The 27,000-nt window shown below is 61.1% G+C and carries 26 protein-coding genes; 17 read left to right on the top strand and 9 right to left on the bottom strand.

The window, feature by feature from the left end; all coding sequences use genetic code 11:
• The first annotated feature begins 20 nt into the window (after positions 1 to 20).
• Genes L1277_RS08645 through L1277_RS08655 form a run of 3 tightly spaced genes read left to right on the top strand, consistent with a single transcriptional unit; the run spans position 21 to position 2,990 of the window.
• A complete protein-coding gene (locus tag L1277_RS08645; RefSeq protein ID WP_253375976.1) occupies positions 21 to 671 on the top strand; it encodes a response regulator transcription factor in 651 nt (216 codons plus the stop codon).
• On the top strand, positions 661 to 1,980 hold the full coding sequence (locus L1277_RS08650; protein WP_253375977.1) for a sensor histidine kinase: 1,320 nt from the start codon (positions 661 to 663) through the stop codon (positions 1,978 to 1,980). The genes L1277_RS08645 and L1277_RS08650 overlap by 11 nt, the downstream gene beginning before the upstream one ends.
• On the top strand, positions 1,977 to 2,990 hold the full coding sequence (locus tag L1277_RS08655) for a hypothetical protein (RefSeq protein WP_253375978.1): 1,014 nt from the start codon (positions 1,977 to 1,979) through the stop codon (positions 2,988 to 2,990). Before L1277_RS08650 ends, L1277_RS08655 begins: the two co-directional genes overlap by 4 nt.
• Before the next feature lie 333 nt (positions 2,991 to 3,323).
• On the opposite strand, the gene L1277_RS15780 is transcribed toward L1277_RS08655, so the two are convergent.
• Both L1277_RS15780 and L1277_RS08665 read right to left on the bottom strand, forming a co-directional pair.
• Positions 3,324 to 3,602: an acyl-CoA carboxylase subunit epsilon gene (locus tag L1277_RS15780; RefSeq protein ID WP_253375979.1), complete on the bottom strand. Its 279-nt coding sequence runs from the start codon at positions 3,600 to 3,602 to the stop codon at positions 3,324 to 3,326.
• Positions 3,599 to 5,170, bottom strand: a complete 1,572-nt coding sequence (locus L1277_RS08665; protein ID WP_253376296.1) for an acyl-CoA carboxylase subunit beta — start codon at positions 5,168 to 5,170, stop codon at positions 3,599 to 3,601. Before L1277_RS08665 ends, L1277_RS15780 begins: the two co-directional genes overlap by 4 nt.
• A gap of 145 nt (positions 5,171 to 5,315) precedes the next feature.
• Between L1277_RS08665 and L1277_RS08670 the strand changes: the two genes are divergently transcribed.
• Entirely contained in the window at positions 5,316 to 6,134 is an 819-nt protein-coding gene (locus L1277_RS08670; RefSeq protein WP_253375980.1) for a biotin--[acetyl-CoA-carboxylase] ligase, read from the top strand.
• Here L1277_RS08670 and L1277_RS08675 read toward each other — a convergent pair.
• Positions 6,069 to 6,803 carry a Pr6Pr family membrane protein gene (locus L1277_RS08675; protein ID WP_253375981.1) on the bottom strand — a complete coding sequence of 245 codons (735 nt, stop codon included), beginning with the start codon at positions 6,801 to 6,803 and terminating at the stop codon, positions 6,069 to 6,071. The genes L1277_RS08670 and L1277_RS08675 overlap by 66 nt on opposite strands.
• 165 nt (positions 6,804 to 6,968) lie before the next feature.
• Between L1277_RS08675 and L1277_RS08680 the strand changes: the two genes are divergently transcribed.
• The gene (locus L1277_RS08680; protein ID WP_253375982.1) at positions 6,969 to 7,529 is read left to right on the top strand and encodes a PH domain-containing protein; all 561 of its coding nucleotides are present in this window, start codon (positions 6,969 to 6,971) and stop codon (positions 7,527 to 7,529) included.
• Here the strand turns inward: L1277_RS08680 and L1277_RS08685 are convergent.
• The gene (locus tag L1277_RS08685; RefSeq protein ID WP_253375983.1) at positions 7,490 to 8,017 is read right to left on the bottom strand and encodes a GtrA family protein; all 528 of its coding nucleotides are present in this window, start codon (positions 8,015 to 8,017) and stop codon (positions 7,490 to 7,492) included. The two genes, L1277_RS08680 and L1277_RS08685, sit on opposite strands and share 40 nt — an antisense overlap.
• A gap of 112 nt (positions 8,018 to 8,129) precedes the next feature.
• On the opposite strand from L1277_RS08685, the gene L1277_RS08690 reads away from it, so the two are divergent.
• The 3 genes from L1277_RS08690 to L1277_RS08700 are packed head-to-tail and all read left to right on the top strand — an operon-like array spanning position 8,130 to position 11,151.
• Positions 8,130 to 9,263 carry a 5-(carboxyamino)imidazole ribonucleotide synthase gene (locus tag L1277_RS08690; protein WP_308215087.1) on the top strand — a complete coding sequence of 378 codons (1,134 nt, stop codon included), beginning with the start codon at positions 8,130 to 8,132 and terminating at the stop codon, positions 9,261 to 9,263.
• 8 nt (positions 9,264 to 9,271) lie between these two features.
• The gene (gene purE, locus L1277_RS08695) at positions 9,272 to 9,790 is read left to right on the top strand and encodes a 5-(carboxyamino)imidazole ribonucleotide mutase (RefSeq protein ID WP_374110192.1); all 519 of its coding nucleotides are present in this window, start codon (positions 9,272 to 9,274) and stop codon (positions 9,788 to 9,790) included.
• On the top strand, positions 9,787 to 11,151 hold the full coding sequence (locus tag L1277_RS08700; protein ID WP_253375985.1) for an LCP family protein: 1,365 nt from the start codon (positions 9,787 to 9,789) through the stop codon (positions 11,149 to 11,151). The genes purE and L1277_RS08700 overlap by 4 nt, the downstream gene beginning before the upstream one ends.
• Positions 11,152 to 11,163: 12 nt before the next feature.
• Here L1277_RS08700 and L1277_RS08705 read toward each other — a convergent pair whose 3' ends face one another.
• Positions 11,164 to 11,814, bottom strand: a complete 651-nt coding sequence (locus L1277_RS08705; protein ID WP_253375986.1) for a TetR/AcrR family transcriptional regulator — start codon at positions 11,812 to 11,814, stop codon at positions 11,164 to 11,166.
• A 71-nt stretch (positions 11,815 to 11,885) separates the two neighbouring features.
• Here L1277_RS08705 and L1277_RS08710 point away from each other — a divergent pair, with 71 nt between their 5' ends.
• Positions 11,886 to 13,184, top strand: a complete 1,299-nt coding sequence (locus tag L1277_RS08710) for a glycosyltransferase (RefSeq protein WP_253375987.1) — start codon at positions 11,886 to 11,888, stop codon at positions 13,182 to 13,184.
• A 22-nt stretch (positions 13,185 to 13,206) separates the two neighbouring features.
• Here L1277_RS08710 and L1277_RS08715 read toward each other — a convergent pair whose 3' ends face one another.
• Positions 13,207 to 14,343 (bottom strand): glycosyltransferase family 1 protein, encoded by a 1,137-nt coding sequence (locus L1277_RS08715; protein ID WP_253375988.1) that lies wholly within the window; start codon positions 14,341 to 14,343, stop codon positions 13,207 to 13,209.
• A gap of 9 nt (positions 14,344 to 14,352) precedes the next feature.
• Positions 14,353 to 15,219: a dTDP-4-dehydrorhamnose reductase gene (gene rfbD / locus L1277_RS08720; protein WP_253376298.1), complete on the bottom strand. Its 867-nt coding sequence runs from the start codon at positions 15,217 to 15,219 to the stop codon at positions 14,353 to 14,355.
• Between the two features lie 85 nt (positions 15,220 to 15,304).
• Here rfbD and L1277_RS08725 point away from each other — a divergent pair, with 85 nt between their 5' ends.
• Together L1277_RS08725 and rfbA are read left to right on the top strand one after the other, a co-directional pair.
• Positions 15,305 to 15,913 (top strand): dTDP-4-dehydrorhamnose 3,5-epimerase family protein, encoded by a 609-nt coding sequence (locus L1277_RS08725; RefSeq protein WP_253375989.1) that lies wholly within the window; start codon positions 15,305 to 15,307, stop codon positions 15,911 to 15,913.
• Positions 15,914 to 15,915: 2 nt separating this feature from the next.
• Complete coding sequence (gene rfbA / locus L1277_RS08730; RefSeq protein WP_253375990.1) at positions 15,916 to 16,791, top strand: glucose-1-phosphate thymidylyltransferase RfbA; 876 nt, start codon at positions 15,916 to 15,918, stop codon at positions 16,789 to 16,791.
• Here rfbA and L1277_RS08735 read toward each other — a convergent pair.
• Positions 16,788 to 17,657 carry a glycosyltransferase family 2 protein gene (locus L1277_RS08735; protein ID WP_253375991.1) on the bottom strand — a complete coding sequence of 290 codons (870 nt, stop codon included), beginning with the start codon at positions 17,655 to 17,657 and terminating at the stop codon, positions 16,788 to 16,790. The two genes, rfbA and L1277_RS08735, sit on opposite strands and share 4 nt — an antisense overlap.
• Positions 17,658 to 17,901: 244 nt before the next feature.
• On the opposite strand from L1277_RS08735, the gene L1277_RS08740 reads away from it, so the two are divergent.
• From L1277_RS08740 to L1277_RS08750, 3 genes are read left to right on the top strand one after another with little or no spacing between them, the layout of a single operon-like run.
• On the top strand, positions 17,902 to 19,065 hold the full coding sequence (locus L1277_RS08740; protein ID WP_253375992.1) for a glycosyltransferase family 1 protein: 1,164 nt from the start codon (positions 17,902 to 17,904) through the stop codon (positions 19,063 to 19,065).
• Positions 19,034 to 19,987: an NAD-dependent epimerase/dehydratase family protein gene (locus tag L1277_RS08745; RefSeq protein WP_253375993.1), complete on the top strand. Its 954-nt coding sequence runs from the start codon at positions 19,034 to 19,036 to the stop codon at positions 19,985 to 19,987. The genes L1277_RS08740 and L1277_RS08745 overlap by 32 nt, the downstream gene beginning before the upstream one ends.
• On the top strand, positions 19,980 to 20,969 hold the full coding sequence (locus L1277_RS08750; RefSeq protein ID WP_253375994.1) for a glycosyltransferase family 2 protein: 990 nt from the start codon (positions 19,980 to 19,982) through the stop codon (positions 20,967 to 20,969). Before L1277_RS08745 ends, L1277_RS08750 begins: the two co-directional genes overlap by 8 nt.
• Positions 20,970 to 21,206: 237 nt before the next feature.
• Here the strand turns inward: L1277_RS08750 and L1277_RS08755 are convergent, their stop codons facing one another.
• A complete protein-coding gene (locus L1277_RS08755; protein WP_253375995.1) occupies positions 21,207 to 23,522 on the bottom strand; it encodes a hypothetical protein in 2,316 nt (771 codons plus the stop codon).
• A gap of 185 nt (positions 23,523 to 23,707) precedes the next feature.
• Here L1277_RS08755 and L1277_RS08760 point away from each other — a divergent pair, with 185 nt between their 5' ends.
• The 3 genes from L1277_RS08760 to L1277_RS08770 are packed head-to-tail and all read left to right on the top strand — an operon-like array spanning position 23,708 to position 26,998.
• Positions 23,708 to 24,628, top strand: a complete 921-nt coding sequence (locus L1277_RS08760) for an ABC transporter permease (protein ID WP_253375996.1) — start codon at positions 23,708 to 23,710, stop codon at positions 24,626 to 24,628.
• 2 nt (positions 24,629 to 24,630) lie between these two features.
• Positions 24,631 to 25,821 carry an ABC transporter ATP-binding protein gene (locus L1277_RS08765; RefSeq protein WP_253375997.1) on the top strand — a complete coding sequence of 397 codons (1,191 nt, stop codon included), beginning with the start codon at positions 24,631 to 24,633 and terminating at the stop codon, positions 25,819 to 25,821.
• Positions 25,814 to 26,998: a polysaccharide pyruvyl transferase family protein gene (locus L1277_RS08770; protein ID WP_253375998.1), complete on the top strand. Its 1,185-nt coding sequence runs from the start codon at positions 25,814 to 25,816 to the stop codon at positions 26,996 to 26,998. The genes L1277_RS08765 and L1277_RS08770 overlap by 8 nt, the downstream gene beginning before the upstream one ends.
• The last annotated feature ends 2 nt before the right edge of the window (positions 26,999 to 27,000 follow it).

Consider the following 27,000-nt stretch of genomic DNA (forward strand, 5'->3'; position numbering starts at 1 on the left):
GTTTCTCGACGATTGGCCCAGTGGTGCGCATAGCTGTAATTGACGATCACGAGTCCGTGCGAATGGGCCTGCGTGCGGTCTGTGAGTCGGCCGGGCACACCGTCGCGCACAGCGCGTCGACCGTGCAGGAGTTCCTCGACCAGTCAGACGGTGTCGCGTGCGACGTCGTCGTCCTCGACCTCAACCTGGGCGACGGCAGCAACATCACCGACAACGTTCGGGCCGTGCACGGTTCGGGGTCCGCGGTTCTCATCCACTCCATCGCCGATCGCGTGGCCTCCGTTCGTGAGGCGCTCGCCGCAGGTGCGGCCGGCGTGATTCCGAAATCTGCCCCAACGGATGCTGTCGTGGCCGCCATCGAAACCGTCGCGAGCGGTGAGGCGCTCAACAACCTCGAATGGGCGAGCGCGATCGACGCTGACGGCGATTTTTCGCGGGCGCAGCTCGGCCGGCGTGAACGCGATGTGCTGCACCTGTACGCATCCGGCCTTCCGATGAAAGACGTCGCCGTTCAGCTCGGCATCGCCCAGTCGACGGTCAAGGAGTACCTCGACCGGATCCGCGGCAAGTACGTCGAGATTGGCCGACCGGCACCGACCAAGGTTGACCTGCTGCGCAGGGCTGTTGAAGACGGCATCCTGCCCGAGCTCAACACGGGCGATGACAACTGACCCACCGGTCCGCCCGGGGCCGCTGTTCTCCCCGGTCCCCCGGGGAGCCGTGCTCGATGGTCTCGACCGCAGCACACTCAGCCGCACCACGACCGACTCTCGGTTCAGCCTCGCCCGCATCGAGAAGCTCATCGCCACATCGATCGGCATCATCGGGTTGGTCTTCGGCGCCCAGACGCTGAGCATCGCGCTCGGAGCCGGCGTCAAGGCACCCGGTGTGATCGGCACCGCGTACATGGTCGCGTTCCTCGGCATTTTGGGCATCGTCATCCTGCTCTGGTTCAACCCGCGCGCCCAGCGCATCGCCAACACCGTGTTCGCCATCGTCTACCTGGTCGGAGTCGCGCTCTGGCCACTGGCCACAGGGGGAAGCACAGCAGGCGACGCCGACGAACCGTGGACCTGGTACCTCTGCGCCATCGCCTGCGCCTCAGCATCGCAGGCATTTCGGCCAGCGATCGCCGTCGCGTACATCCTCGTCACCCCCGCCATCTATGGCGTTACCGGGGTGCTCGACGAGTCCTGGCGCATTGTCCGCGCCGACATCGCGCTGCAGAACGCGCTCTACGGGTCGATGATCGGGCTCGTCATCTTCGCACTGCTCATGACCTTTCGCCATGCCGCAAAGCTCGTCGACACGGCCCGCATCGCGGCCTTCGCCCGCTATGACGATGCCATCCGACAGCACGCCCGCGAGGTCGAGCGCATCGAGGTCGACGCGCTCATCCACGACACCGTGCTTGCCTCGCTGCAGGCCGCCGATCGCGCGCGTCGCCCCGAGGAAGCCGCGCTGGCCGTCTCGATGGCCAGCGACGCTATCAAACGTCTGGCCACCATGGACGAGCCGATCACCGACGCCGCCGAAACCGCTTCCCTGCGTGGCCTCGTTTCCGGCCTTGAGCGCTATGCCGCAGCGCTCGACGTGCCGTTCGACATCACCCTCGACTCGAACACCGACCTCGAGATCGCGTACCCGGTCGCCCAAAATCTCTACTTGGCCGCAACGCAAGCGATGGCCAACAGCGCTCAGCACGCGGGCGGGGCGGATGTTTCGGTGCCGGTCCACCGGTCGGTCACCGTCACGGTGTGCGATGGTGACGGCGTCGAACTCGAGGTCAGCGATGACGGGATCGGCTTCGACCGGCAGTCAATCGAGCCGAACCGCCTCGGACTGCGAGTGTCGATCATCGAACGCGTCGTCGCCGTTGGCGGAACCGTCGATCTCGACTCGGCGCCGGGCCAGGGCACGCGGATCAGCATCCGCTGGACTCCCGCTGAAGCCCGGGCGAAGGAGGGAGCCCGATCGTGATCTCCCTCAACCGCTGGGCCATGCTCGCCCTCGCGGCCGCCTTCTCGCTCTACCACGTCGTCCGCGGCATCATGACGCTCGGCCAGGCGGGATCTCCGTGGCCGAGTATCGCGGCAATGGCGCTGTACCTCGTGGCAACGGTGATCAGCCTCTGGCCGACGAGCCCGACCGCGATGCCGGCGTGGCTGGCCGCCCTCAACCTCGCCACGGCCGTGAGCGTCCCGCTGCTTGTCACGAGTGAACTCGACCCGCTAGTGAACAACGGCTATGCCACCTGGCACGTCTCCGCGATCGGCACACTGATGACCATCGCCGTTGTGCGCCGCCAGGAGCTCGTGGGGTGGATCGGCGTCATCTTCCTCACCGTTCAGTCGATCGTCTGGTGTGGCGTCGGCACGAGCGTGCAGATCGGCATTACGGGCAGCCTCATGTGGGTCATCATCGCGAGCGTGCTCACCCGGTCGCTGGTGAAGGTGTCACGCGATGCTGAGAACCTCGCGACCGCTGAGCGGGAAGCAGCCAAGTGGCAGACCGCGCAAGAGGCGCATCAGGGGGAGCGACGTCGCCGTCTCGACCAGACCGCTGTACGGGCCCTCCCGATGCTCCGCGAGATCATCCTCTCCGGTGGCGAGCTGAGCGAAGAGCAGCGGGTGGAAAGCCGGGTGCTTGAAGCCGGGCTCCGTGACGAAATCCGTGGTCGCGGGCTGCTCAATGACGGTGTGCGCGACAGCGTGCTGGCCGCTCGTCGACGCGGCACGACGGTGTCACTCCTCGACGAGGGCACCATCGACGGCCTGCCTGACGACGAACTCACCCGCATCCTTGACCGGGTCGCCGAGGCGGTCGACTCGACCGAGGCCACGAAAATGATCATCCGGACCGCTCCGTCCGACACCGACGTCGCCGTGACGCTCGTGGCGCTGGGGCCGTCGACGGACCCCGCCGAGCCGGGCGATAGTGTGCGGCTGTGGCTGGAGATTCCGCGCATGGAGTCCGCCGACGCACGCTAGCGCCAGCTGACGCACCCTGAGCCAGCCGACACCAAGCGACGACTCGATCTGCGACCCAGGTTAAAGCAGAAGGGCCGACTCGTGTGAGCCGGCCCTTCTGAAGCCCCGGGTCAGGGCACTAACCCGAATAGTGACCTGACCCGCCCCCAAATACCCGCCCCTTACCCTAGTCAGGCGAACTATCTGGTGGTGTAACTCTCAAGAATGGAGAGACACCTGCGTTATTTATTGTGCAGGTCTTGGCAAGCGGTTACTAGTCGGCTCTTTGGGGGACCGGAGAACCGGCCCGTGTGCGATAGATTCCCGTTCGCCTCCACCAAGGAGCCGTGAACCTCAGCGCCAGCGACCATGCCCGGGCGTGAGCGGCTCGCGCATTGAGCGCTGCGACCGCTGCCACGCCGACGGCGCCCGGTGGGGTTCCGGTGCCTTGGCGGCTTCCTCAACCACGGCGGCGCTGAGCACCGCGGTCACGGCCGCGATCTCCTCGGGCGTCGGTGAGCCGCGCAACACCCGCACGTCGAGCCCGCGCTCGGTCCCATCCTCTGTTGAGAACGCGTCCGACGGCCGCGCGGACTCGTCGTGACGCGCGGCACTTCTCCGCTCGCCGGTCACAGCGGGATGTTCCCGTGCTTCTTGGGCGGCAGGTTGGCGCGCTTGCCCTTGAGTGACCGCAGCGCCTTGATCACGGCCACACGGGTGGCGGCGGGCTCGATGACCCCATCGAGTTCGCCGCGCTCTGCGGCGAGGAACGGGCTGGCCACGTTGTAGGTGTACTCGTTCGCGAGCTTGGTGCGCACGGCCGCGACATCTTCACCTGCAGCCTCAGCGCGCTTGATCTCGCCGCGGTAGAGGATGTTGACGGCACCTTGGCCACCCATCACCGCGATCTCCGCGGTGGGCCAGGCCAGGTTGATGTCGGCACCGAGCTGCTTCGAACCCATGACGATGTACGCTCCGCCATAGGCCTTGCGCAGGATGACCGTCACGAGCGGCACGGTGGCTTCCGCGTAGGCGTAGAGCAGCTTCGCGCCACGACGAATCACACCGGTCCACTCCTGGTCGGTTCCCGGGAGGTAACCCGGCACGTCGACAAGCGTCAGAATCGGGATGCTGAACGCATCGCAGAAGCGCACGAAGCGTGACGCTTTCTCCCCGGCTTCGATGTTCAACGTGCCGGCCATGGCGTTGGGCTGGTTAGCGATGATTCCCACCGTGCGACCCTCGACCCGCGCGAAGCCAATGACGATGTTCGGCGCGAACAACGGCTGGACCTCGAGGAAGTCGGCGTGATCGACCACGTGCTCGATGACCGTCTTCACGTCGTAGGGCTGGTTGGGGGAGTCGGGGATGATCGTGTTGAGCTTGCGGTCGGAGTCTGTGGTTTCGAGCTCCACGTCGCTCTCGTACTCGGGCAGTTCGGCCAGGTTGTTGTCCGGGAGGAAGCCGATGAGGGTACGGGCGTAGTCGAGGGCGTCCGACTCGTCGCTGGCCAGGTAGTGGGCGACACCGGAACGCGTGTTGTGCGTGAGTGCACCACCGAGCTCCTCCATGCCGACGTCCTCTCCGGTGACCGTCTTGATGACGTCCGGCCCCGTGACGAACATCTGGCTGGTCTTGTCGACCATGATGACGAAGTCGGTGAGTGCGGGGGAGTAGACCGCGCCACCGGCCGCCGGGCCCATGATGATCGAGATCTGCGGGATGACACCGGACGCGGCCGTGTTGCGACGGAAGATCTCGCCGTACTTACCGAGCGCGACGACGCCTTCCTGAATGCGGGCCCCGCCGGAGTCGAGCATGCCGATGATGGGAACACCCGTCTTGAGCGCGTGGTCCATGATCTTGATGATCTTCTCGCCGGCCACCTCGCCGAGCGACCCACCGAAGATGGTGAAGTCCTGCGAGTAAACGGCGACCTGGCGACCGTGGATAGTTCCGGTTCCCGTGACGACGGCGTCACCGTACGGCCGTGACTTCTCCATGCCGAAGGCGTGGGTGCGGTGCCGAACGAATTCATCGAGCTCGACGAAGCTGCCCGGGTCGAGCAGTTCGGTGATCCGCTCCCGGGCGGTCATCTTGCCCTTGGCGTGTTGCTTGGCGATTGCCGCCTCGCCGGAGGCGGTCACGGCTTCGTGGTAACGCCGTTTCAGGTCGGCCAGCTTGCCCGCCGTCGTGTACATGTCGGGGGCGTCGGAATCGGTCAAATCTGCTGCGTCTTCGATCACTGTTTCACTCTACTGTGCACGGATAGGGCCATACCGTTGGTGATTGTCTACAGAGCGCCGGGTGTCGCCTTGTCGGAAGTCGGCGCGTACTGTGAGGGACATGACGACATTTCCGGCCGAATTCCCGCTCGCTTCAGCTGTCGCATCACAGCTCGATGTGCTCGAGTCGAGCCCGTCGACCAACGACGAACTCGTCGCTCGCGCCGGCCGCGGACCCGCCGAGCAGCCGCACTTCTCGGTCGTGGTGACCGGCACCCAGACCGCGGGGCGTGGACGACTGGGGCGACACTGGACCGCCCCACCCGGCACCTCGCTGGCCGTGTCGGTACTCGTGCGCCCCGGCCCCACTTTCCCGCTCGACGCGCTCGGCTGGTTGCCGCTTGCCGCGGGCCTCGCCATGACGCGTGCCATCAACGCGACGCTCGGCGACCGCGCCACCGCCCGAGTGAAGTGGCCCAACGACGTGCTCGTCGACGGAAGCAAGATCTGCGGCGTGCTCTCCGAACTCGTCGACCCGGCAACCGGTGCCGTCGTGATCGGCGCAGGCGTCAACCTCAGCATCGTCGATGAGGACCTCCCCGTTCCCACGGCGACCTCCCTCGTCATCGCTGGCGTGCCGGACCCCGACGCCGACCGCGTCCTCGCCGACTACCTGACCGAACTGGCCTCACTGCTCGAGTCCCTTTTCGATGCGCGAGGGGATGCCGCGTCCAGCGGCCTGCAGAAAGCGGTCACCGAATCCTGTTCGACGGTGGGTGAACGGGTGCAGGTCGAACTGCCGGCGGGCAACATCCTCACCGGCATTGCTCGCGGGATCGACGCGAGCGGTCGGATCGTCGTCCAGGCCGACGGCTCACCCGACCTCACGCCGATCTCGGCGGGGGACATCACCCACCTGCGCACCCAGCACGGGCTCTGAGCCCAGCACCCGCAGCCGGGACGCCGCGAACACGGCCGCCCCAACGAGGATGAACGCGGCCGCGATGGCGAGCACGTACAGCACGACAGTTCCGTAGCCTTGTGCCGGATCGAAGAACGGATACGGCACCCAGCCGTCGAGCCCGCCGCGCAGCAGCACGACGATGCACCACACCGCCGGATAGAACTCAACGACCCACAGCAACCGGAACGGAAGCGCTCGCCGATCGGCGACGAGCACCCAGTCGATGAGGCAATACAGCGGGAACACGACGTGCATGATCGTGTTCGCCCATGCCAGATCCACGCCGCCGGCGAGCCCGGTGAGCAGGGTGTTGTAGACGAGCGCCACGACGATCAGGTAGCTCGTGATCGACGCCCGTGCCAGCTGCAGCCCGAGGCTCTGGCGCATGCCGAGGAGTCCGACAACCGCCGCGGTGCCAAGCACGACCGCGCCGAGCAGGTTTGACTGGATGGTGAAGTAGCCGAAGAAGTTGAACGGGTTCACCGGGCCCCGTGACGCCGTCCGGGCGAAGGTCGAGAACACGGCGGCCACGGTGGCAGCCGCGAACACGAGCCGGAGGCCGGCCACGAGCAACTCGAGCGCCCGGCGGCCCGCGTCGCTGTCGGCGGCTCGAACGGAAGTGCGTCTCGGGGTGTCGGTCGCCATTGGCAAAGTATGTCTGCCGGGCGACACAGTGGCAAGAGTCACGTCAACCGAAGAAACCTGGCACGTCGACACGACCGACCATCGTGCACATCCGAGTCCCCACCGATCAGGCGTCCGGCGGCGCTGCTGGCGAAACTCGGTGCCGCGAAATGATAAGAATGGAACATGGTCGACTCTCCGAACGCTCCCGGTGGCATGCCGCCGGAAATTGGCTCACGGCCGAGCGTTCCCACCGAACGGGTGGTCGCCCGGCTGCGCTCGCACGCCCGCATCCTGTTCTGGCCCGCGCTCATCTTCATCGCGCTGCCCGGCGTGAGTTTCTACTCGTTCAGTGTCTTCACCGAGCGCTGGCAGCACACCCTCATCGGCATCCTGGCGACCCTCGCCTTCCTCTTCCTCGTGCTCCTGCCCTACATCCTGTGGCTCAACCGCCGCAGCACCCTGACCACTCGCCGCATCATCGTGCGCCGTGGGTTCTTCGTGCGCGAACGTCGCGAGGTCTTCCACAGCCGCGGCTACCACATCGCCCTCAAGCGCACCTGGCTGCAGAGCGCGTTCCGTTCCGGCGACATCGTGATCAGCTCAGGCGTTGAGAAACCACTCGTGCTCCGCGATGTGCCTGGCGCCAACGCCGTGCTGGAGACGCTGCACGACCTCGTCGAGAAGAATCAGGTCGTCCTGTCGCCTCACGCCGGTTCGGTGGGCACCGCGACGACCGCTTTCTGATTCGCCGACGCATCCGTCACCATCACACCAGCGGATGCCTGTCGGCTCGGTGCGAAAACCCAGTACCGATAGAGCGTGAATCGAAACACGGCGCCGAGCGCCAGGCCAACGACATTCGCCGCGATATTGTCGGCAAGCACCGAGGTGAAGCCGAGCACGTAGTGCGACACCCAGAGGCAGAGCAGACCGATGCCCATGCCGACGAGGCTCACCGCGAAGAACTCGATGCCCTCGCGGGCGGTCGAGGCCTGGCGATGGTTGCGGAAGGTCCAGTAGCGGTTGCCGAGCCAGTTGGCCGCGATCGCCAGCACCGTTGAGATGACTTTCGCCAGCAGCGGGCCGGTGTGCAGCACCTCGGGGGAGAGCACGGTGAGCCGGAGCGCGTTGAACACGGTGATGTCGATGAGGAACCCGGCGGCGCCGACGAGGCCGAATTGGGCGAGCTGCAGGATGAGGCCGGCCAGGCGGCCTTCGCGTGCTGGGCTCATCACTGTCCTCAAGTTGGGCGCTCACTCGCGCATGCGGGAAGATAGATGCGCGTAGGCAGTTTATGCGACAGCCCGCCCTTCCTATCCCGCCCTATCCCGTTGGAGATGACCCGTGGTTCGTGTTGGCGTAATTGGCGGCGGGCAGCTCGCTCGCATGATGATCCCACCCGCTGTGAACCTCGGCATCGACATTCGGGTGCTCGCCGAGGCCGACGGGATGGCTGCCGCACTCGCGGCGACCGCTGTGGGCGACTACCGCGATCTCGACACCGTGCTGGCGTTCGCCGAGGACGTCGACGTGATCACGTTCGACCACGAGCATGTGCCGCAGGAGATCCTGCACCGGCTGGTCGAGCGGGGAGTGCCCGTGCACCCGGGTCCAGACGCCCTGCTCTACGCCCAGGACAAGCTGCTCATGCGCCAGAAGCTCAGTGACCTGGGGCTGCCCGTTCCGATCTGGGCGCGCGTGACGACCGAAGACGAGTTGCAGGCGTTCCTCGACGAGAACGGCGGCCGCGCCGTGCTCAAGACCCCGCGCGGCGGTTACGACGGCAAGGGCGTGCGCGTCGTGTCGGCCGGCCACGAGGCGAGCGACTGGTTCGCCGCGGTTGCCGAGAACGGTGCAACCGACGGTCTCCTGGTCGAGGAGCTCGTCGAGTTCCGGCGCGAGCTCGCGCAACTGGCGGCCCGCCGCCCCTCCGGTGAACTGGTCTTCTGGCCGGTCGTCGAGAGCGTGCAGCGCGACGGCGTCTGTGCCGAAGTGATCGCCCCGGCCCCGGCATCAGCCGGGCGGATTGCGGACGTGGCCGCAGGGATTGCGAACGACGTGGCATCCGGTCTGGGAGTGACGGGGGTGTTCGCTGTCGAACTTTTCGAGACCACAGACGACCGCCTGCTCGTCAACGAACTGGCCATGCGGCCGCATAACTCCGGGCACTGGACCCAGGACGGCTCCACCACAAGCCAGTTTGAGCAGCACCTGCGTGCCGTGCTCGACCTGCCGCTCGGTGCGACCGGCTGCCGCGACCCGCACACCGTGATGGTCAACATCCTCGGCGGCCCGACCGAGGGCAGCCTGGCCGACCGCTACGCCGAGGCCATGGCGACCCACCCGACCGTGAAGATCCACAACTACGGCAAGGACCCGAGGCCGGGTCGCAAGGTCGGACATATCAACGCCGGTGGAGATGACCTCGATGATGTTGTCTACCAGGCGCGTGCCGCAGCGGCGTTTTTTCAGGACTGAGACCTAACATGAACCCCATGCCTTTCTCCGCTTCAGAGCGCCCGCGCGTCGGCCTCGTTATGGGCAGCGACTCCGACTGGTCGGTCATGGCCGATGCATCGGCAATGCTCACCGAATTCGGCGTCGACCACGAGGTCGAGGTCGTCAGCGCGCACCGCACACCCGAAAAGATGATTTCTTACGGTCGGGATGCTCGCGCTCGCGGCCTGCAGGTCATCATCGCGGGGGCAGGCGGTGCGGCGCACTTGCCCGGCATGCTCGCTGCGGTGACTCCGCTTCCCGTGATCGGGGTTCCGGTTCCTCTCGCTCGGCTCGACGGCATGGATTCCCTGCTCTCCATCGTGCAGATGCCCGCTGGCGTACCGGTGGCCACCGTGTCGATCGGCGGGGCCAAGAACGCCGCGCTCCTCGCCGTGCAGATGCTCGGCATCGCCGACGCCGCACTTGTCGACAAAATGACCGAGTACCAGGCTGACCTCGCCGTTCAGGTGGAGGCCAAGAATCGGGCTCTTCACCTCAAACTATGAGCGTTTATACCGCGAGCCCCATCCGCTACCCGGACGTGGGGGCGCCCGCACTGATGACCCGGCGAGCCTGGTGGCTCGTCGTCCTCAACTTCCTCATTCCCGGCTCAACCCAGGTGCTCGCGGGCAACCGTAAGCTCGGCCGGTTCGGCCTCGGCGCCACCCTGGTGATGTGGCTGCTCGCTGCGCTCGTCGGCGTCGCCTACTCGCTCTGGCGCACGGCCACGCTGTCGATCGTGACAAACTCGTTCGCGCTCACGGCCGCGCAGGCGCTGTTGGCCGGGTATGCGGTGCTCTGGCTGGTGCTCACGATCGACACGCTTCGGCTGGTGCGACTCATTCGCGCGCGGCCCAATTCACGGTTTTGGATCGCGGCGTTCACGGTCATTCTGCTCGTGGCATCCGTCGGCACAGCAACTGCTGGGGCGTACTACGCCGGGGTGGCACGCGGAACGCTCAACTCGATCTTTGGTGGGGGAGCGGCCTCCGTTCCGCCCGTCGACGGTCGCTACAACATTCTTCTGCTCGGTGGCGACGCCGGGCCTGACCGCGACGGGCTGCGACCGGACAGCCTCTCCGTCGTCTCGATCGACGCGGATAGCGGGCGCGTGACCATGATCGGGCTGCCGCGAGACATGCGAAAGGTCCCGTTCTCCGAGGGGTCGCCGATGGGCGAGCTCTACCCTGACGGTTTCCGCAAGTGTGACGTGAGCGCGTGCAAGCTCAACGCCGTGTACACGGAGGCGGAGCTGCGGCACCAGGACCTCTACCCGAACGCCAAGGACACCGGCTCAACACCGGGTATCGAGGCAACCAAGGAAGCAGCCGAAGGTGTCACCGGGCTGACCATCCAGTACTACGCCCTCATCGATATGCAGGGCTTCGCTGACCTGATCGATGCGCTCGGTGGCGTCGAGATTAACGTCCACAAGCGACTGCCGATCGGCGGCGACGAGCAGCTCGTCGGCGTGGTGGAGTGGATTGAACCGGGTGAGCAGACGCTCGACGGCTATCACGCGCAGTGGTACGCGCGCTCGCGGCACTCCACCAGTGACTTCGACCGTATGGTCCGTCAACGGGAGCTCCAGACGGCCATCCTGCAGCAGTTCACCCCGGCGAACGTGCTGACCAAATTTCAGGCGATCGCCCAAGCCGGAACCCAAGTGGTGAAGACGGATGTGCCCCAGGACATGCTGGGCTATTTCACGAACCTTGCGATGAAGTCGAAGGAGCAGCCGGTCAGCTCGGTGGAACTGACGCCCGCCAACGGTGTCGATCAGGACGATCCGGACTTCTCGGCGATTCGCGAACTCGTTCGGGCCGATCTGTACCCGCCGACGCCGACGGAGACCCCCGCCGGATAGAAGGGGCGTCGCCTACGCCTCGAGAACGATTCGTCGGATCGCGTGCACCTGCCAGTCCACGTACCTCTTGGTCGACCAGCCGGCCTGCTCGACGAGCTCGGCGTAGCTTTCGGGCGACATCAAGAAAGACAAGGCGTCGGCCAGTTCGTGCCGATTGACGTCTGTCGAGAGCATTCTCCGATCGTCGAACGTTGTGATCGCCGCCCGATACTCGTTCCGTCGACGTTTCAGCAGCTCCAACAACGACTCGCCAATGACCGCGTCGGACGTGGCAGCGCTGACATAGGCGCTCCACAGCCCGCTCGTTCGGGCATTGGCCTGGGCGATGAACCGGACAAGAGCGAGGAGGAATTCGTCGTTGTCGGCGATTTCCAGTACGGCGCGTGCGTCTGCACGATCCGTGAGCGGCTCGCGCCCCTCGGAGCCCGAGAAACGCTGCTCGAACGCGCTCAGGAGCAGCTGGCGCTTAGGCCCGCTCAGCTTGACGGTCTCGACGGAGACACCCGCCCCGTGAGCGATGTCGGCGAGAGAAGTCCCTGCATACCCATTGGTGGCAAAGCACTCTGCCGCGGAATCGAGAATGCGCTGCCGCGTTTGAGCAGCTTGCTCAGAGCGGAGCGACGACGTGTACGAGCGCGACGAAGAAGTCGGGGCAGTCGACATATTGACCATCCTTCCGAGGTAGTGAATACTTTCACAGTACATTCAACGTTAGCTCACTCTGAAGGTCTCTCATGGCATCCGTTCTTCTGTGTAGTACTCCTGTCCACGGCCACGTCACCCCGCTGCTCGCTGTCGCGCGATTTCTGGTCGAGCACGGCCATCGCGTTCGCTTTCTGACCGGTGCTCGTTATCGAGCGGCCGTTGAGGCTACGGGCGCGACGTACCTGCCCCTCCCCGCTGAAGCCGACTACGACGACACTGATATGGACGCCGCCTTTCCCGGTCGCGTCGGACGATCCGGGCCGGACGGGATCCGGTACGACCTGTCAACGATCTTCCTCCAGCCGGCCGGCGCCCAGCTGGCCGCGGTTGACGATGCTCTCGCTGCAGAGCACGTCGATGTCGTGCTGGTGGAGAGCATGTTCGTCGGCGCGATTGCCCTGCTCTCTCGTACATCGCGGCCGCCGGTGATTAACCTCGGGATCATTCCGCTCGGTCTCACCAGTGTCGACACCGCGCCGTTCGGGCTTGGCGTTCTCCCGATGGAAGGCCCGCTCGGGCGGATGCGTAATCGGGTGCTGAGGCTCGTTGCCGAGAAAGGCTTTTTTGGTTCGCTGCAGAAAGAGGCGGAGCAGGTCGTAAAACAGCTGACCGGCGAGGAACTGTCTGCCTTCTTCATGAACGGCGCTTCACTGGCGGATGCCATTGTCCAATTCACCGTTCCGTCGTTCGAATACCCGCGGCGGGATCTGCTCTCAACCGTGCACTTTGTCGGACCGGTGTCGCGCACCACATCCTCTGACGGGCCGCTTCCGACCTGGTGGTCGGACCTGGATGGGACCCGACCCGTCGTCCACGTGACCCAGGGGACGGTGGCGAACAAGGACTACGAGGAACTGATCGCACCCACGATGCGAGCGCTCGAGGACGAAGATGTGCTCCTTGTGGTGAGCACGGGCGGTCGCCCTGTATTCACGCTGCCTCAGCCTTTGCCCACGAACGTTCGTGCAGCGGAGTATCTGCCCTACGAACGCTTGCTGCCGTTGACGAACGTCTACGTAAGCAACGGCGGGTACGGGGGAGTGCACTTCGCAATGGAACATGGCGTGCCGCTTGTCGTCGCCGGTAAGACGGAGGACAAGATTGAGGTCACCGCGCGCGTCGAATGGTCGGGTGTCGGAGTGAACCTGCGAACAAACCGGCCTACCCCAAAGCAGATCCGGGAGGGGGTGCACGAGGTTCTCGCTAACCAGCGCTTTCGCGAAGCGAGTGCCCGAATCGGTGACGAGATCGCCGGGTCCGCCGGGTTGGCCGCTCTCGAACGTTTGATTCGAGAGCTCGCTACACCAGCGTCGAGTCAGCTCTCCTAAGGGAGCCGGCGGGCTCACAACGCTACAGGTCGGCGTGCAGCGCCCAAACGCGCTCAGCCGAATCGCGCCAGCTAAACGCTCGCGCACGATCTTGACCGACGATCCGCATCCGTCCCGCGCGCTCAGAGTCAGAGAGGACAGAAGCCACAGCGTCGGCCAGCCGCTCGCCGTACCCCTTCTTGCCTCGCTCAACAGCGATTCCAGCACCGCCGGCGACTTCCATCAGAGCGGGGTCGTCAGAGTGCACAACAGGAGTTCCGAAGGAGAACGCCTCGATGAGGGGAAGGCCGAAGCCTTCCTGAAGACTGGGGTAGACGAATACCGAAGCGCGGTCGAGTACCACCGCGAGATCCTCATCAGACAGATATCCGAGAGCGCGTACGCGGTCCTCGGGCAGTCCGGCCTCGTCAGCCACAACCGCGAGCGACAGTTCGCCCCATGTGTCAGGGCCGAGGACGAGGAGAGGTAAGTCCGGGGCGCCAGCATCACCCAAGCCATGGATCAGCGGCGTAATGCCACGGCGCGGATCGAGCGAACCGACCGCGAGAATGTAATCCTTCGGCAGATCCAACTTGCTTGCTCGCCACTCCGCGTCGGCTGGCAGTTTCAGTCCTGAGGCAACGGCGCCCGGAATCACTCGCACCCGGTCGCCGAAGTCGGCGAGTTCTGACAGTTGTTCAGCCACGGCGTGAGTCGGGACGACGATTGCATCGGCATGTTTCTTTGCCCTTTTGAGCATCGCCTTGTGCCACGCAACGCTCGTCGGTGTGAATGACTTCGGATGTGTCCAGGCCAAGGTGTCGTGGATGGTCGCCACTATCTGCGTTGCATCGAATTCCCTGTCATGCCGGTGCAAGGGTGCGAGAAGGCTGGGGGAGTGAATCATCCCCGTCCCAAACGAGGGAACGATTCCAAGCTGCCATGCAGCGGAGAGTTCGCGCCTGGGGAGAGTAGTCCGGTGCAGCTCGGCGAGGCCAGGCAGCGCCTCCTCTATGGCAGTGATCTTTTCCGGCGGCAACGCTGAAACGATCCCTTCGACCGTGCACCCCTTCGGAGCCGTCTGGATTAATGCCCGTGTGAGCTCTTCCGCGTATCGAGAAATTCCGTTGGGAAGGGGCGTCACCATTTGATCCACGATGATTCGAAGGGTTGTTGCCATGACGTTCTCCTATTCCGCTGGGGTGGGGCGTTTGACCGCCCCAGTCGAAACAGCTTCAGCGAGGGCTTCACGCCAATGCCTCATCGGAGCGAGTCCGGCAGCGGTCCAGGCATCGTGCCCCAAAACGGAATAGGCAGGGCGTGGTGCTGGGCGAACAAACGCTGACGAGTCTGTGGCTTGCACGCGTTCTGGGTCGAGTCCGACCTCCTCGAAGATTGCCTTCGTGAAGTCGAACCACGATGCCGTTCCTGAATTCGTCGCATGGTAAATCCCTGCCGGGGCCTGTGATTCAACGAGCGCTACGATCCGTTCGGCCAGATCTGCAGTCCATGTCGGCTGCCCGATCTGATCGTTGACCACGCTGACCGTAGGGTGCGCTTCGGCTAAACGGATCATCGTGCTTGCGAAATTCGGACCGTTCTTCCCGTACAGCCAAGCGGTACGAACAATGAACGTGCCGCCGGGGTGCTCGGCGACTGCAGCGACCTCGCCCGCAGCCTTCGTCCGCCCGTATGCGGACAACGGGTCCCGCGGGGCGTCCTCCGTATAGGGAGACGAGGCGTCGCCCCGAAAGACATAATCAGTCGAGATCTGGACAAACTTGGCCGATGCTTCCCGGGCCGCGCCCGCTAAGTTCTTCGGTCCGACCGCATTCACTGCGTAAGCAGAATCTTCATGCGATTCCGCATCGTCTACTTTCGTGTAGGCGGCAGCGTTGATGACCACGTCATGTCCGGCGACCGCACGCCGAACGGCGTGGAGGTCGGTTATATCAAGGTCGGACCTTCCTAAAGCAGTGACCTCCCGGCCCTGGAGTGCAAGCTGCAAGTCGTTGCCGAGCATTCCGGATGCTCCGGTGATGAGATAGCGCACGATATTTCCTTTGTGAGGGTCGGATTGATTCTATTTGCTCACGACGGACGTTCACGCGTTGTATTCAGCGCCTTGGTAGACTGCCCGAGTGCAGATCCGCGAACTGAAGATCCCAGATAGCTACGAAATCACGCCCCAACAATTCGGAGATGATCGAGGCACATTCCTCGAATGGTACCGATTCGACAAGCTTGAGGAAGCGACAGGGCGATCAATCCAGCTTGCGCAGTCAAACACTTCGGTATCTAAGCGGGGTTCGGTCCGCGGGATCCATTTCGCGGATGTCCCGCCAAGCCAGGCAAAGTATGTCACCGCGACACATGGGGCCGTGCTCGACTACGTCGTCGATATCCGCGTGGGATCCCCGACTTTCGGCGAATGGGATTCCGTTCTTCTCGATGATATCGAGCGCAAAGCGATCTTCTTGTCTGAAGGACTAGGGCATTGTTTTGTGGCGCTCACGGAGGGCGCCACCGTGACCTATTTGGTCAGCGACGTTTATCGGCCCGACCGCGAACATGGAATCAACCCCTTAGATGCGGAAATTGGACTTGTCTTTCCCGCGGAAGCTGGCGCGCCTCTACTGTCAGCGAAAGACACAGACGCTCCGGGTCTTATCGAGGCCGCGGCGGACGGTCTTCTCCCAGAGTGGGACGTCAGCAGGGCATATTATGAATCGCTTCGGAGGGGAAACTAAATATGCGCGGGATCATTCTGGCCGGAGGATCGGGAACCCGACTGTGGCCGATCACGAAGGGCATCTCGAAGCAGTTGATGCCAATCTATGACAAGCCCATGATTTACTACCCGCTGTCGACGTTGATGATGGCGGGCATCAGGGAAATCCTCGTCATCACGACGCCCGAGTACAACGACCAGTTCCGAGCCCTGCTTGGAGACGGCAGCGACCTTGGCATCCGTCTTGAGTACGCGGAGCAGCCCTCACCGGATGGTTTGGCTCAGGCGTTCATCATCGGTGAAGAATTTATTGGCGATGAAAGCGTCGCATTGGTGCTCGGGGACAATATCTTCCACGGTACGGGCCTTGGCTCTGCGCTTCGTAACCATGGAGACATCGACGGCGCTTTAATCTTTGCCTATCACGTAGCCGACCCGACGTCCTACGGCGTGGTGGAGTTCGACGACAAATTTGTCGCGAAGTCTATCGAAGAGAAACCGAAAGAGCCGAAGAGCAATTACGCGGTTCCGGGTCTCTATTTCTATGACAACTCGGTGGTGGAGATTGCGAAGACGATTGAGCCAAGTGCCCGCGGGGAACTCGAAATTTCAACGGTGAACGAGCGCTACCTTGACGCCGGCAAGCTTCAAGTTCAGGTGTTGGACCGAGGAACGGCTTGGCTTGACACGGGGACTTTCGAGTCCATGATGCAAGCCTCCGAGTACGTGCGCGTCATAGAAGACCGGCAGGGATTCAAAGTGGGGTGCATTGAGGAAATCGCTTGGCGAGCCGGATGGATCGACAACAGTCAGCTCGCTACCTTGGCCGCTCCCCTGGTCAAGAGTGGGTACGGAGCCTATCTGCAGACTCTGCTGGCCGCGGCGAAAACGCCTTAGAGCCGTCCGCGCCGCAGGACTAGTTTTAAGCGGACACTCAGCCCTAAATGGATTGCGGTGCGGAGTGGTGCCAGCCATGGCTGCGAGTACTTGCGGTTCAGGTAACGGAGTGCGCTTTCGTGATGCGCATGGAGCATTCGCGAGGGATCAGAAGAGGTTGACTGTGCCCCGAAATGGGTTGCTGCCGTTGTAGGAAGGTAGTCATTTTTCCAACCTTCTTTTCCTAGGCGATACCCCAAATCAACATCCTCGAAGTACATGAAGTAGCTTTCGTCGAAACCACCTACGGCATCGAAGGCGGTCCTGCGCACCATCAAACATGATCCCGAAAGCCAGCCCGCGTGCCGCGCTGCGTCGTTGGTAATGCCCTCTGCCCGGTAATGACGTGACCAAGGATTGCTTTCCCAAATTCGCGAGAAGACAGCGTGGCCGACACCCGTCCGCAACGAAGGCAACGCCCGGGCTGACGGATACGTCGTGCCATCGGTGTTGAGTATTCGCGGCCCAACTGCTCCCGTTGATGGGTGCTCGGCCAACCAAGCGCTCAGCTCACTGACCAGGCCCGTGCTAAACGCTACGTCCGGGTTGGATATCAACACGAAACTAACTGCGGGATCAAGTTCACGAACCGCAGCGTTCACCGCTCCACCATACCCAAGGTTACTCGGCAAACTGATGAAACGAGCACCATGAGCCTTTGCAATTTCAGCGGTCTCGCTTTTGGCAGGCGAGTCGTTCTCAACGACGTAAACAGGAAGCGAGACGGTTTCGGAGTCGGCCACGGATTCGAGGAAGGCTGGAAGCTGGTTAGCCGAGTTGTAGGTCACGGTGACGATAGCCGTCGACTCGATAGGCGTGTTTGACATCCGCTCAAGTCTAGCCGCGCCCTGTTAGCACCGCGGGGCGTACCTTCAGGCTCATGCGTGCGGGCGTTGCTAAACTGTTGCGCTGGGCGACTAGTTAACGCGCATTCCGTGTGGTCTCCCTCTACCAGTGAGGACATCGAAGATAGTGGTCAACATCCTGAGGACAGCACGACGATCTTGGCGCTTGGTCCGCGACGAAGGCTTAGCTACATTCACGGGACGTGTCTTCGCAAAATTGTCGTCAATGCTGATTCGTCAGACTGTCGCAAAAAACAACGGTTCGGTTGGTGGGATGTTGGTAGACATTCAGGACGCAGCCCTTGTCGATTGGACCGAACCGGCACCGAGGCTCGCCAATCCCGTGACGGTTACTGACCGGCCTCTGGAGATCGCTTGGATAATGTCCCCTCCCGGGCGTGAAAGCGGCGGGCACCAAAACCTCTTTCGGTTCATCAAGTATGCGGAAGACGCTGGTCATAAGTGCTCGATCTACTTCTATACGACTCAAGAGCTCGCCCCGAGCATTCGCGACACGAAGGCCATGGTCGCCGAATCAACTGCGTACGCGAAAGTCGCGGCGACGATGCAGAACTACGACCGAAGCGTCGGTGTCAAAGCCGGCACCGACGCTTTGTTCGCTACCGGATGGGAGACGGCGTACCCCGCCTACCTCGATCCTTCAAATGCGCGTCGCTTCTATTTTGTGCAGGATTTTGAGCCCAGCTTTTATCCGCTCGGTTCCGAGGCGATTCTTGCAGAGAACACCTATAAGTTCGGCTTTCACGGTATTACTGCTGGCGGCTGGCTTTCTCACAAGCTCAGCACCGAGTATGGGATGGTTTGCGACTCGTTCAATTTCGCTGTTGATAAGTCGCACTACTCGGTCACAAATCTACGCAAGCGCAATGAAGTCTTTTTCTATGCCCGACCTGTGACAGCGCGCCGTGCGTTCGAGCTCGGCATCGTAGCGCTTACCGATTTCGCGCAGATGCGGCCAGATATCACTATCAACCTGGCGGGATGGGACGTCTCGAACTGGGATATTCCGTTCAAGTACCGGAACCTAGCAAGCCTCGACCTCACACAGCTCAATTCCGTGTATAACCGATGCGCCGCCGGTTTGGTCCTGTCACTCACCAACATGTCTTTGCTTCCGCTGGAGTTAATGTCAAGCGGAGTGGCACCGGTAGTCAATGATGGTCCCAACAACCGTATGGTTTCGAACAATCCTTATATCGAGTACGTTCAGCCGAACCCGAAAGCTTTGGCGAGGCGCCTTGTCGAGGTTTTGGATCGACCCGACGCCGTCGATCGATCCGTCGCAATGGCAGCGTCTGTTGCCAATGTAAATTGGGAAGACTCTGGAACACAGTTCAATGACGCACTCGAGCGGGCAATGCGTGGCTAGGGCACTCGTAATCGGAGCAAACGGATTCATCGGCTCCCACTTAGTGGACGCATTGGCGTCCGCCGGGCACGCAGTAACCGCTTTCGACCGGTTCAGTTCTCAGAAGCCGACTTTTCGCTCGGAGGACGTGACCCTGGTTCGTGGTGAATTCTTGAGCCGATCGGATCTCGAGGAAGTCGTTGCTGGCCAGGAGATCGTATTCCATTTTCTCTCCACAACATCACCGGCGACCGCGGAAAGCGATCCCACACTGGACATTCGCACGAACATCGCCCAGACCGTCGAACTGTTGGAAACGTGTGTCGCAGCTGGAGTCGACCATTTCTACTTCGCCTCGACCGGGGGCGCTATTTACGGTCCACAGGGGAAAGAACGTTACTCCGAGGACGATCGCGCCCTGCCTATCTCGCCATACGGTATTGGGAAGCTCGCGATTGAGCATTACCTGAGCTACTTCCAAACCCGCCATGGTCTGCAATCCACAATCCTGAGGATCTCAAATCCGTACGGAACTCGACAACACCCCAACAGGCGGCAGGGTCTCATTCCCATCGCGCTTCGGCAGATTTCTATGGGGCAGCCGGTTCTTCAATACGGTGATGGCACAATGATTCGCGACTACGTTTTCGTAGAAGATTTGGTTCGCATGATTCTTCCAATGGTGGAAACCCCTACTCGCCACCGGCTATATAACTTAGGCAGTGGCGAAGGCCAGACCGTCTCTGAAATTCTCGAATCTCTTCGTCGCGTCACGGGCGTCGACTTTGATGTGGACGTCCGTCCGAAGCCGAGCACATTCGTTGACAAGGTCGTCCTCGACACGTCTCGGCTGACAAACGAGTTTGGCCATCGACAGCTCACACGGCTCGACGCGGGTGTAGACGCCACATGGCGAGAAATCTTGGAGGGCGCTCATGCCTGATTCGGTGAAACAAACCCAGCCGTTGCTGACAGTTGCTGTGCTGACGTATAACGGTGAAACCTATTTGGACCGCATTCTTTCGCAGCTCCAGCATCAGGATCTATCTGGCGGCATCGAAGTGCTCGTAGTGGACTCTGGGTCGACGGACGGCACATTGGACATTGTCCGGAAGTTCCCAGAGGTGCGCCTACATCAGATCCCCAACAGCGAGTTCGGACACGGTCGAACGCGAAACCTCGCCGCTAACCTGGCGCGGGGCAAATATGTAGCGTTTCTGACTCATGACGCAATACCACTTACGGCAACTTGGGCGCGGGAATTGATCGCGCCGTTTGCCATGTCTCCGCAGATCGTTGCCGTCATGGGCAAGCAAGTTCCCCGAGCAGGATGTTTCCCCTTGCTGAAGTACGAAATTCAAGGCATGTTCGCCGGCTTTGGCCCGGACTTTGGCACGTCTGTTTTCTACAACGATGAATTCATCAAGGACGAAGGTGTCCTCGGAGCGGTGAGCTTTTACTCGGACGTGAATTCAGTAGCACGAAGAAGTTTCCTAGTCGAGACCATCCCCTACCGAGATGTGCCTTATGCCGAGGACCAGCTTTTTGGTAAGGACGTGGTACTGGCCGGATACATGAAGGCCTATGCTCCCCGAGGAGCGGTCGAGCATTCGAACGATCTCACCCTGAGCGAGTATGGCAAACGTATCTTTGATGAGACGGTCGGCCTTCGAGGCATTGGTACTACCATCCCGGTGATGACCACGCGCGATCAGGTGCGCCTGACCTTGCGTGGCATCTTAGGCGACACCGTGAGGATCGCACGCGACCCTGAATACAGCTGGAAACGGCGTCTGTACTGGCTCGCAATCAATCCCGCCTTCCAAATTCGCAAATGGAGCAGCTACCGAAAATCGACCACGGTGGATCTGCTCGACGAGGAAAAGTTGCGTTCAGGCTCGTTGGAACACTCTCGGAAAAAGTAAGACCTGGGACTTCGGTAATCGGCCTAACGCCCGTTCAGCGTCGAGACTGTGCTCTTATGACGCCTGCCTCTGCATAGTCCTGGTCGCTGCGTGCGTGTTCGAGTTCCTAGGGACCTGGCCCCCAGCTAAGAGGAGAACCCGTTGGAATGGGCTGATATTAGGTTGTGTGCTCGGCGAAACTAGCAAAAATGATGAAGGGGCCGGAGCAATCAAGCTCCGGCCCCTTCATCACTCTGTCTATGAGATGGGATCTCCCAGAGGGATCAGATTCAACGCGCTCGGGCTCGCCTGAATCCATTTGTCGACACCGCCCAGAGTCACCAGAGCAGCCCAGCTGTTGAGCGCGTGCCGTTTTCCGCCATCGACCCAGTAGATTTTGCCGTCCGGGCCGCGGAGGAATTTGGTAAGCGGCTGCTCCTGCACTTTCATCAGAGCACAGGTGTTGGGATCCAACGTGGTGGACACCCAACCATAGGCAGAAAGAGTGGCAGCATCCGTCGGCAGGAGCTTCCCGTCAAGCCCCACGAGAGAACGTCCGTTGCAGGTGACAGCCGGCGACAAAAGGGACTTGGATTGTTCAAAGCTGTCCAAAGCTCCGTCCGGCATCGTCGTAACGGAAGCCCCAAGGCCGAGCGCCATCGTCACATCGAAAGACATGATCGAGAGGAGGCGCGTCGAGCCGTCTACTAGAAATACACGCGGAGATGAAGCTCGTTTGACCAGCGTTCCGGGGTCCAGGAGCGGCCGACCATCTGAGAGAGATGCGACAGTCTCATCGGCTACCGTCCAAATCCCGCTGCTGACATCCGTGGACTTCTCCGCAGATGAAATTGCGGCCCAACTCCATGCTTTCCGCTTGACGCCGGCCTCGATGAGGTAGACAGACGGCGACGACACCCCCTTCAAGAAGTGTTTCTTATTTGCGCTTGCCAGTACGGGAAGCTTGCTGAGCAACGGGGCGGGAGCACCGACGAACTCGATGCCAGGATAGGACGCTGCGGCGACTTTCAAGCGTCCGCCCTGAGTCAACACAAAAGTCTGCCCGGACCCGTCTCGGACGAAACCGGAGATTGCGCCAGCGCGAGTGAAAGTTCCGATGCTTTGCTCGTCCAACACGACCTGGTCAAAAGCGCTTTGCAGGCCGGTCTGAGTGGCCACTCCGGAGGATATGGGCGAAATAGTTGCTCCGCTCAGGAAGCCCTGCCAGTCGCCGCCTCTCTTCTTAGCGAATACAGAGTTTCGCACGATCGGAGACCCGTAGGGGAGGTACGCGATCGCGGCCTCGAACAACACCATGCTTCGGTCGGGGTGATCGACCGCTGCCAGCGAAGCCTGGTCTGCCACCTCGCGCTTCTTTCCTCCCTCAATAAGGAATTTCTTGCCGGTGGTCGTCTCGAATAGGCGCGTCATCGACTGCGAATTACGGAAAGCGGCCAGCTGGCTGTCTGTGAGAAGAATTGATGAGCCACAATCCACTCCATAAGCGAGGACATCATCGCAAGTCATAAATTGGAACTTGGCACCGACATCGAAGAAATAAACCTTGCCCGAAGCAGATCGGACGATGCGTTTCATGTCTGCGCCGGTCGACTTCGAGTCGAGGAACTGTTGTGAAACGTACCCGACCGTTCCGAGTGGGTAGAGCGCATCCAGCATGGAGTAGTCGCGGACCGGGTACTTCGTGCCATCCGATACGAGGTACACGGTCGGGTTGTCTGCAGTGCGGACGAGGTTTGATGCCGCGGTCGGGTCCCCGAACCAGTCGGAGAACATCCGCCAGAAATTTCGGTTCCCGTAAGCGGAGCAAGAATCTCCAGTGCCATACAGGTTGTTCAGGGCGGCCGCGTTGGGCTGGTAGGGAGTGTAGTAATACAGGGCCGCAGTGGCCTTATTTTGGACGGTGATCGATGCCGACCCACATGAGGCGTTCGGGTGATATCGGACGGGAGCCGACTTTCCCACAGGAAACCATGTGAAATATTCAGACGTGCCAGCCGGGTTGCCATATCTCTTCAGCTGCCACGCGGCCTTGTAAACTTGGTTGAAGAAGCCGAAATACTGGGCGTCACACGCGGCTGTATCTGGGCACGCATAGCCCATAGCTATGTTGTACCTCGCCTGCGAAGGGCTTGTGTGGGTTACAAGGGACTGTTCTTTTTGGAGTGTGACCAGCAGAACCTTTGGATTAATGCCGCAGGCCAAGCCGACTTTCGAAACGATCGTTGCCGCGCTCTCGTTTGCTCCACCGGAGTAGTTATTGCACATCGCGTCGCGGCCGCGGTCCGGAGTGGTTTGTTTGAAGTCCCTGAGGCACGTGTAACCGGATGTGCACCCTTGGTACTGCTTGTTCAAGAAATCCTGCACGCCCGCCGAATCCATATCAGCTCCGTTGAAGAACACAGCATCGCTGATGATGTTCGCAGGATTGAAGTTCGAGGCGGTAGCAGCCGCAGCAGGCGTCCCGCTCGAAGCAAATGGCGATGCAACAAATCCGGCACACAGGAGTATGGTCATCGCGAACAACGCAATGACGCGGGCAGTTCGAGCGCGCATTTTTCCCTCAGTTCATGCGGTCATGCCAAGGTCCATTTCGCAGCACGATTGAAGACCTCGCCCTCCTCAGGCGTTGACCTCCCTGAATACTATCTGCGAACTGGTGCCTGGATACACACCGCAGCCAATGTGCAGGAGGGCATCGCCTACAATTGGGGAGTTCTACTTATAACGGAAAGCAGCGTATGGCCGGTTCGATTTCAAGTGAGCGTGCCCGGAGTCTCGCGGCACAGCCGTTAGAAGCCTTTGGGCGGTCCGAAGGTTTCGTCCGTGGGACCACGCAGTCCTACCGAGCGATCTGGGCTCAACGGGGTCTCCTTTCGTTGCTGGTGAAGCGTGAATTAAGGGCGCGTTATAAGAACAGCGCGCTGGGAATCCTGTGGAGTCTGGTCCGCCCGCTCGCTCAGTTACTCATCTACTATTTCGCTATTGGTCAGATTTTGGGTGTGGCGCGGAGCATTCCAAACTTCGCGATCTTTGTGTTCGTCGGGTTGACGGCGTGGACTCTGTTCACGGAAATCGTGTCGAGTGGAACGTCGTCGATCATCTCGAACTCCGGTCTTGTCAAGAAGGTCTACCTTCCGCGCGAAATTTTCCCGCTGAGCAGTGTAGGTAGCGCGCTTTTCAGCTTTCTGGTTCAATTCGTAATCCTGATCGGCGCGACCCTAGTTCTGGGGCAATTCCCGTGGACCGCGAATCTCGCCACCGCCGTCCCGGCTTTTCTTGTGATTTTGCTGTACGGCACCGGCTTAGCCATCTTGCTCGGCGGTCTGAATGTTTACTTCCGAGATCTGGAACATCTCGTGGAAGTCGCCTTGGTCGTTCTCTTCTGGGCTTCGCCCATCGTGTACTCGTTCTCGTATGTGCACAAGTTCCTGCAGGGTGGGATTATTGAACAGATATACCTGCTCAACCCGATCACTCTCGGAGTGCTCGGAATGCAAAAAGCGTTTTGGCTATCAGGGTCACGAGATTCGACAGCTTTGAACTGGCCCACGGACATAGATCTTCGACTCTGGATCGCGCTTGCCGTCGGGATCGTCTTTGTTTGGCTCTGTCAGCGTGTTTTTTCGCGCGTACAGGGCGACTTCGCACAGGAGCTGTAAGCATGACTACTCTGCACCCCACTATTGTCAGCGTTCAAGGCGTCTCCAAACGGTTCGTCATGCACAAAGACAAATCGATTAAAGAGCGACTTGTGAACGCCGCAAAACCGAAGCACGCGGATGAGTTCTGGGCACTCCGAGACATTGATATTGATGTCGAAGCCGGCTCCACCGTGGGTCTTGTTGGTCACAATGGATCTGGGAAGAGTACCCTGCTGAAGGTCGTAGGCGGGATAATCCAGCCGACGACGGGGCACGTATTGCGACGCGGGAGGATGGCTGCGCTTCTCGAGCTCGGCGCCGGATTTCATCCTGACCTTACGGGCCGCGAAAACGTGTATCTCAACGCCGCGATCCTTGGTCTCTCTAGGTCCGAGACAGAACGACACTTTGACGCTATTATCGGATTCTCTGGCATCGAAGACTTCATCGACACCCAGGTGAAGTTCTACAGCTCGGGTATGTACGTCCGTCTTGCGTTTTCGGTGGCGGTTCACGTCGACCCCGATCTGCTTCTCGTCGACGAGGTCCTCGCAGTTGGTGACGAGCCGTTCCAGCGCAAATGCATGGACAAAATTGCAGAGTTTCAGAGTGAAGGCAGAACGATAATTCTGGTTAGTCACTCCGCCGAGCAGGTTGGCGCACTTTGCGATCGGGTCGTCGTGCTGCACGCGGGCGAAATTCAACACGACGGCGATCCGGCTAATGGCCTTCGTATCCTACGCGCGGGATATGAGGCTGACCGCAAACAATCGGTCGTGGCCGAGACGGAGCCGACTGCGGGCGGCGTTCCGGAATATTATCTTCGAGCTGCAGAAACGGTGATCAGCAACTCGGCACGGGATGAAGTAACCATTCAGCTTGAGGTTGAGATCAATGATCCTCAGCCGAGCTGGGGCGTGGGCCTATCAATTGAAACTTCGCTGGGGATGAAGCTTTACAGCATGACAACATTCGAGTCCTCTGTGGCCCTTCCGAACACACGAGGACGGCATCGGCTATCCGTCGTGATACCAGACCTCCGTCTGGGTGCGGGTCAGTACCTCGTTAACGTCGGACTTGGCGACCAGGCGGGACGGACATTTCACCGCGTTGCTGGCGCGACCTCTTTTGAATCTCCTCGCGACGACGTCGGACACGGACTCATTCGCCTGTCGCCGCGCTTTCAAGTATCCGAAGGATTACATGGCTGAGCACGCGAACCTACTATACGACTCGATTAGTCCCAACACCGGGGACATTGCGATTGGGATCGCGGGTCAACAACTTTTTGAAGGGCTCGGGGTCCGTTCGTCGGTCGTGGACCCCTTTTCGGATCGAGACGTCGGACCGCTGGTAATCGGCGGCGGCGAGCTGATCCGTGAAACGGGGGATCCTTTCTACGACCGCTTCCGCCGGAAAGGGAACCACATACTCAACGCAGCGGGCGTCTGGACGTCAGCTACAGATCTTGGGTATCTGAATGATTACGCTTTCGTGTCGGCGCGCTCTAGTCGCGAGCTGCAAGTGCTGAAAGAGTTCGTACCGGGCGCAGAACTCATGCCATGCGCCACTACGATGCTCGAAAGCCCCCATTTCGAAATCCCCGGGGTAGAGAAGGATGAGCCGGTGGTCGGAATCCATTTGGTCCCCCACTCTCTGCGTCTGATCGATCGTCTCGCGCCTCTAATCAATGCCATTCCGCACAAGAAAGTGTTTATCCCGTTCACTCACTACAACGGAGACAAATCTTTCATGAAGTCTCTGCCGTTTGACTGGTCAAATTCGGTGGTTTTGGATGAATTAGAGCCTCTCGAACTTCATTCCGTGATCGGTCAAATGAAGTACGTCGTCGTTTCCTCGCTTCACGCGTCGATTTTCGCCTATAGCCAGAATGTCCCGTTTGCCTCTGTTTATCAGAAGAAGGCTCACTACTATTTCGACGATCGGCAGCTCGCCGATCACGTGGTTGCGAATGAAGGTCAACTGACGACGCTGCTTCGCCGCCTTGAGAACGAGAAGTTCGATTTCCGGCCACAGGTCGCGGAAGACCGCCGCGCTATCGAGAAGGCGTTTAGAACATATCGCGACCTTTTGGGCGGTGCCGGGGCTCAGGAAACCGCCCCGCCCGAATCGGAAGTGCCCTCTCTTCCGAGAGACCGTATTCTTCTTCAACAAGCGCAGCAGGTCCTTGGGGATCGTGATCTCGTGCTGGCATACTCTGAACATCGGTTGGATGATGCCCGAAGGACAATCGAGATTCTCGAGGAAGATAATCGGAAAAAGCAGGCAGAAATCGATCTGTTCGAAAATAGCCGAACGCGGCGGCTGCAGCGACGCTACGCAGGCCTAAGGTTGTCGATCTCACGCCTATTCCGTCGTTCCCAATAGAT

Origin of the sequence: Okibacterium sp. HSC-33S16 (genome assembly GCF_024171565.1) — a bacterium.
Classification (GTDB): Bacteria; Actinomycetota; Actinomycetes; order Actinomycetales; family Microbacteriaceae; genus Mycetocola_A.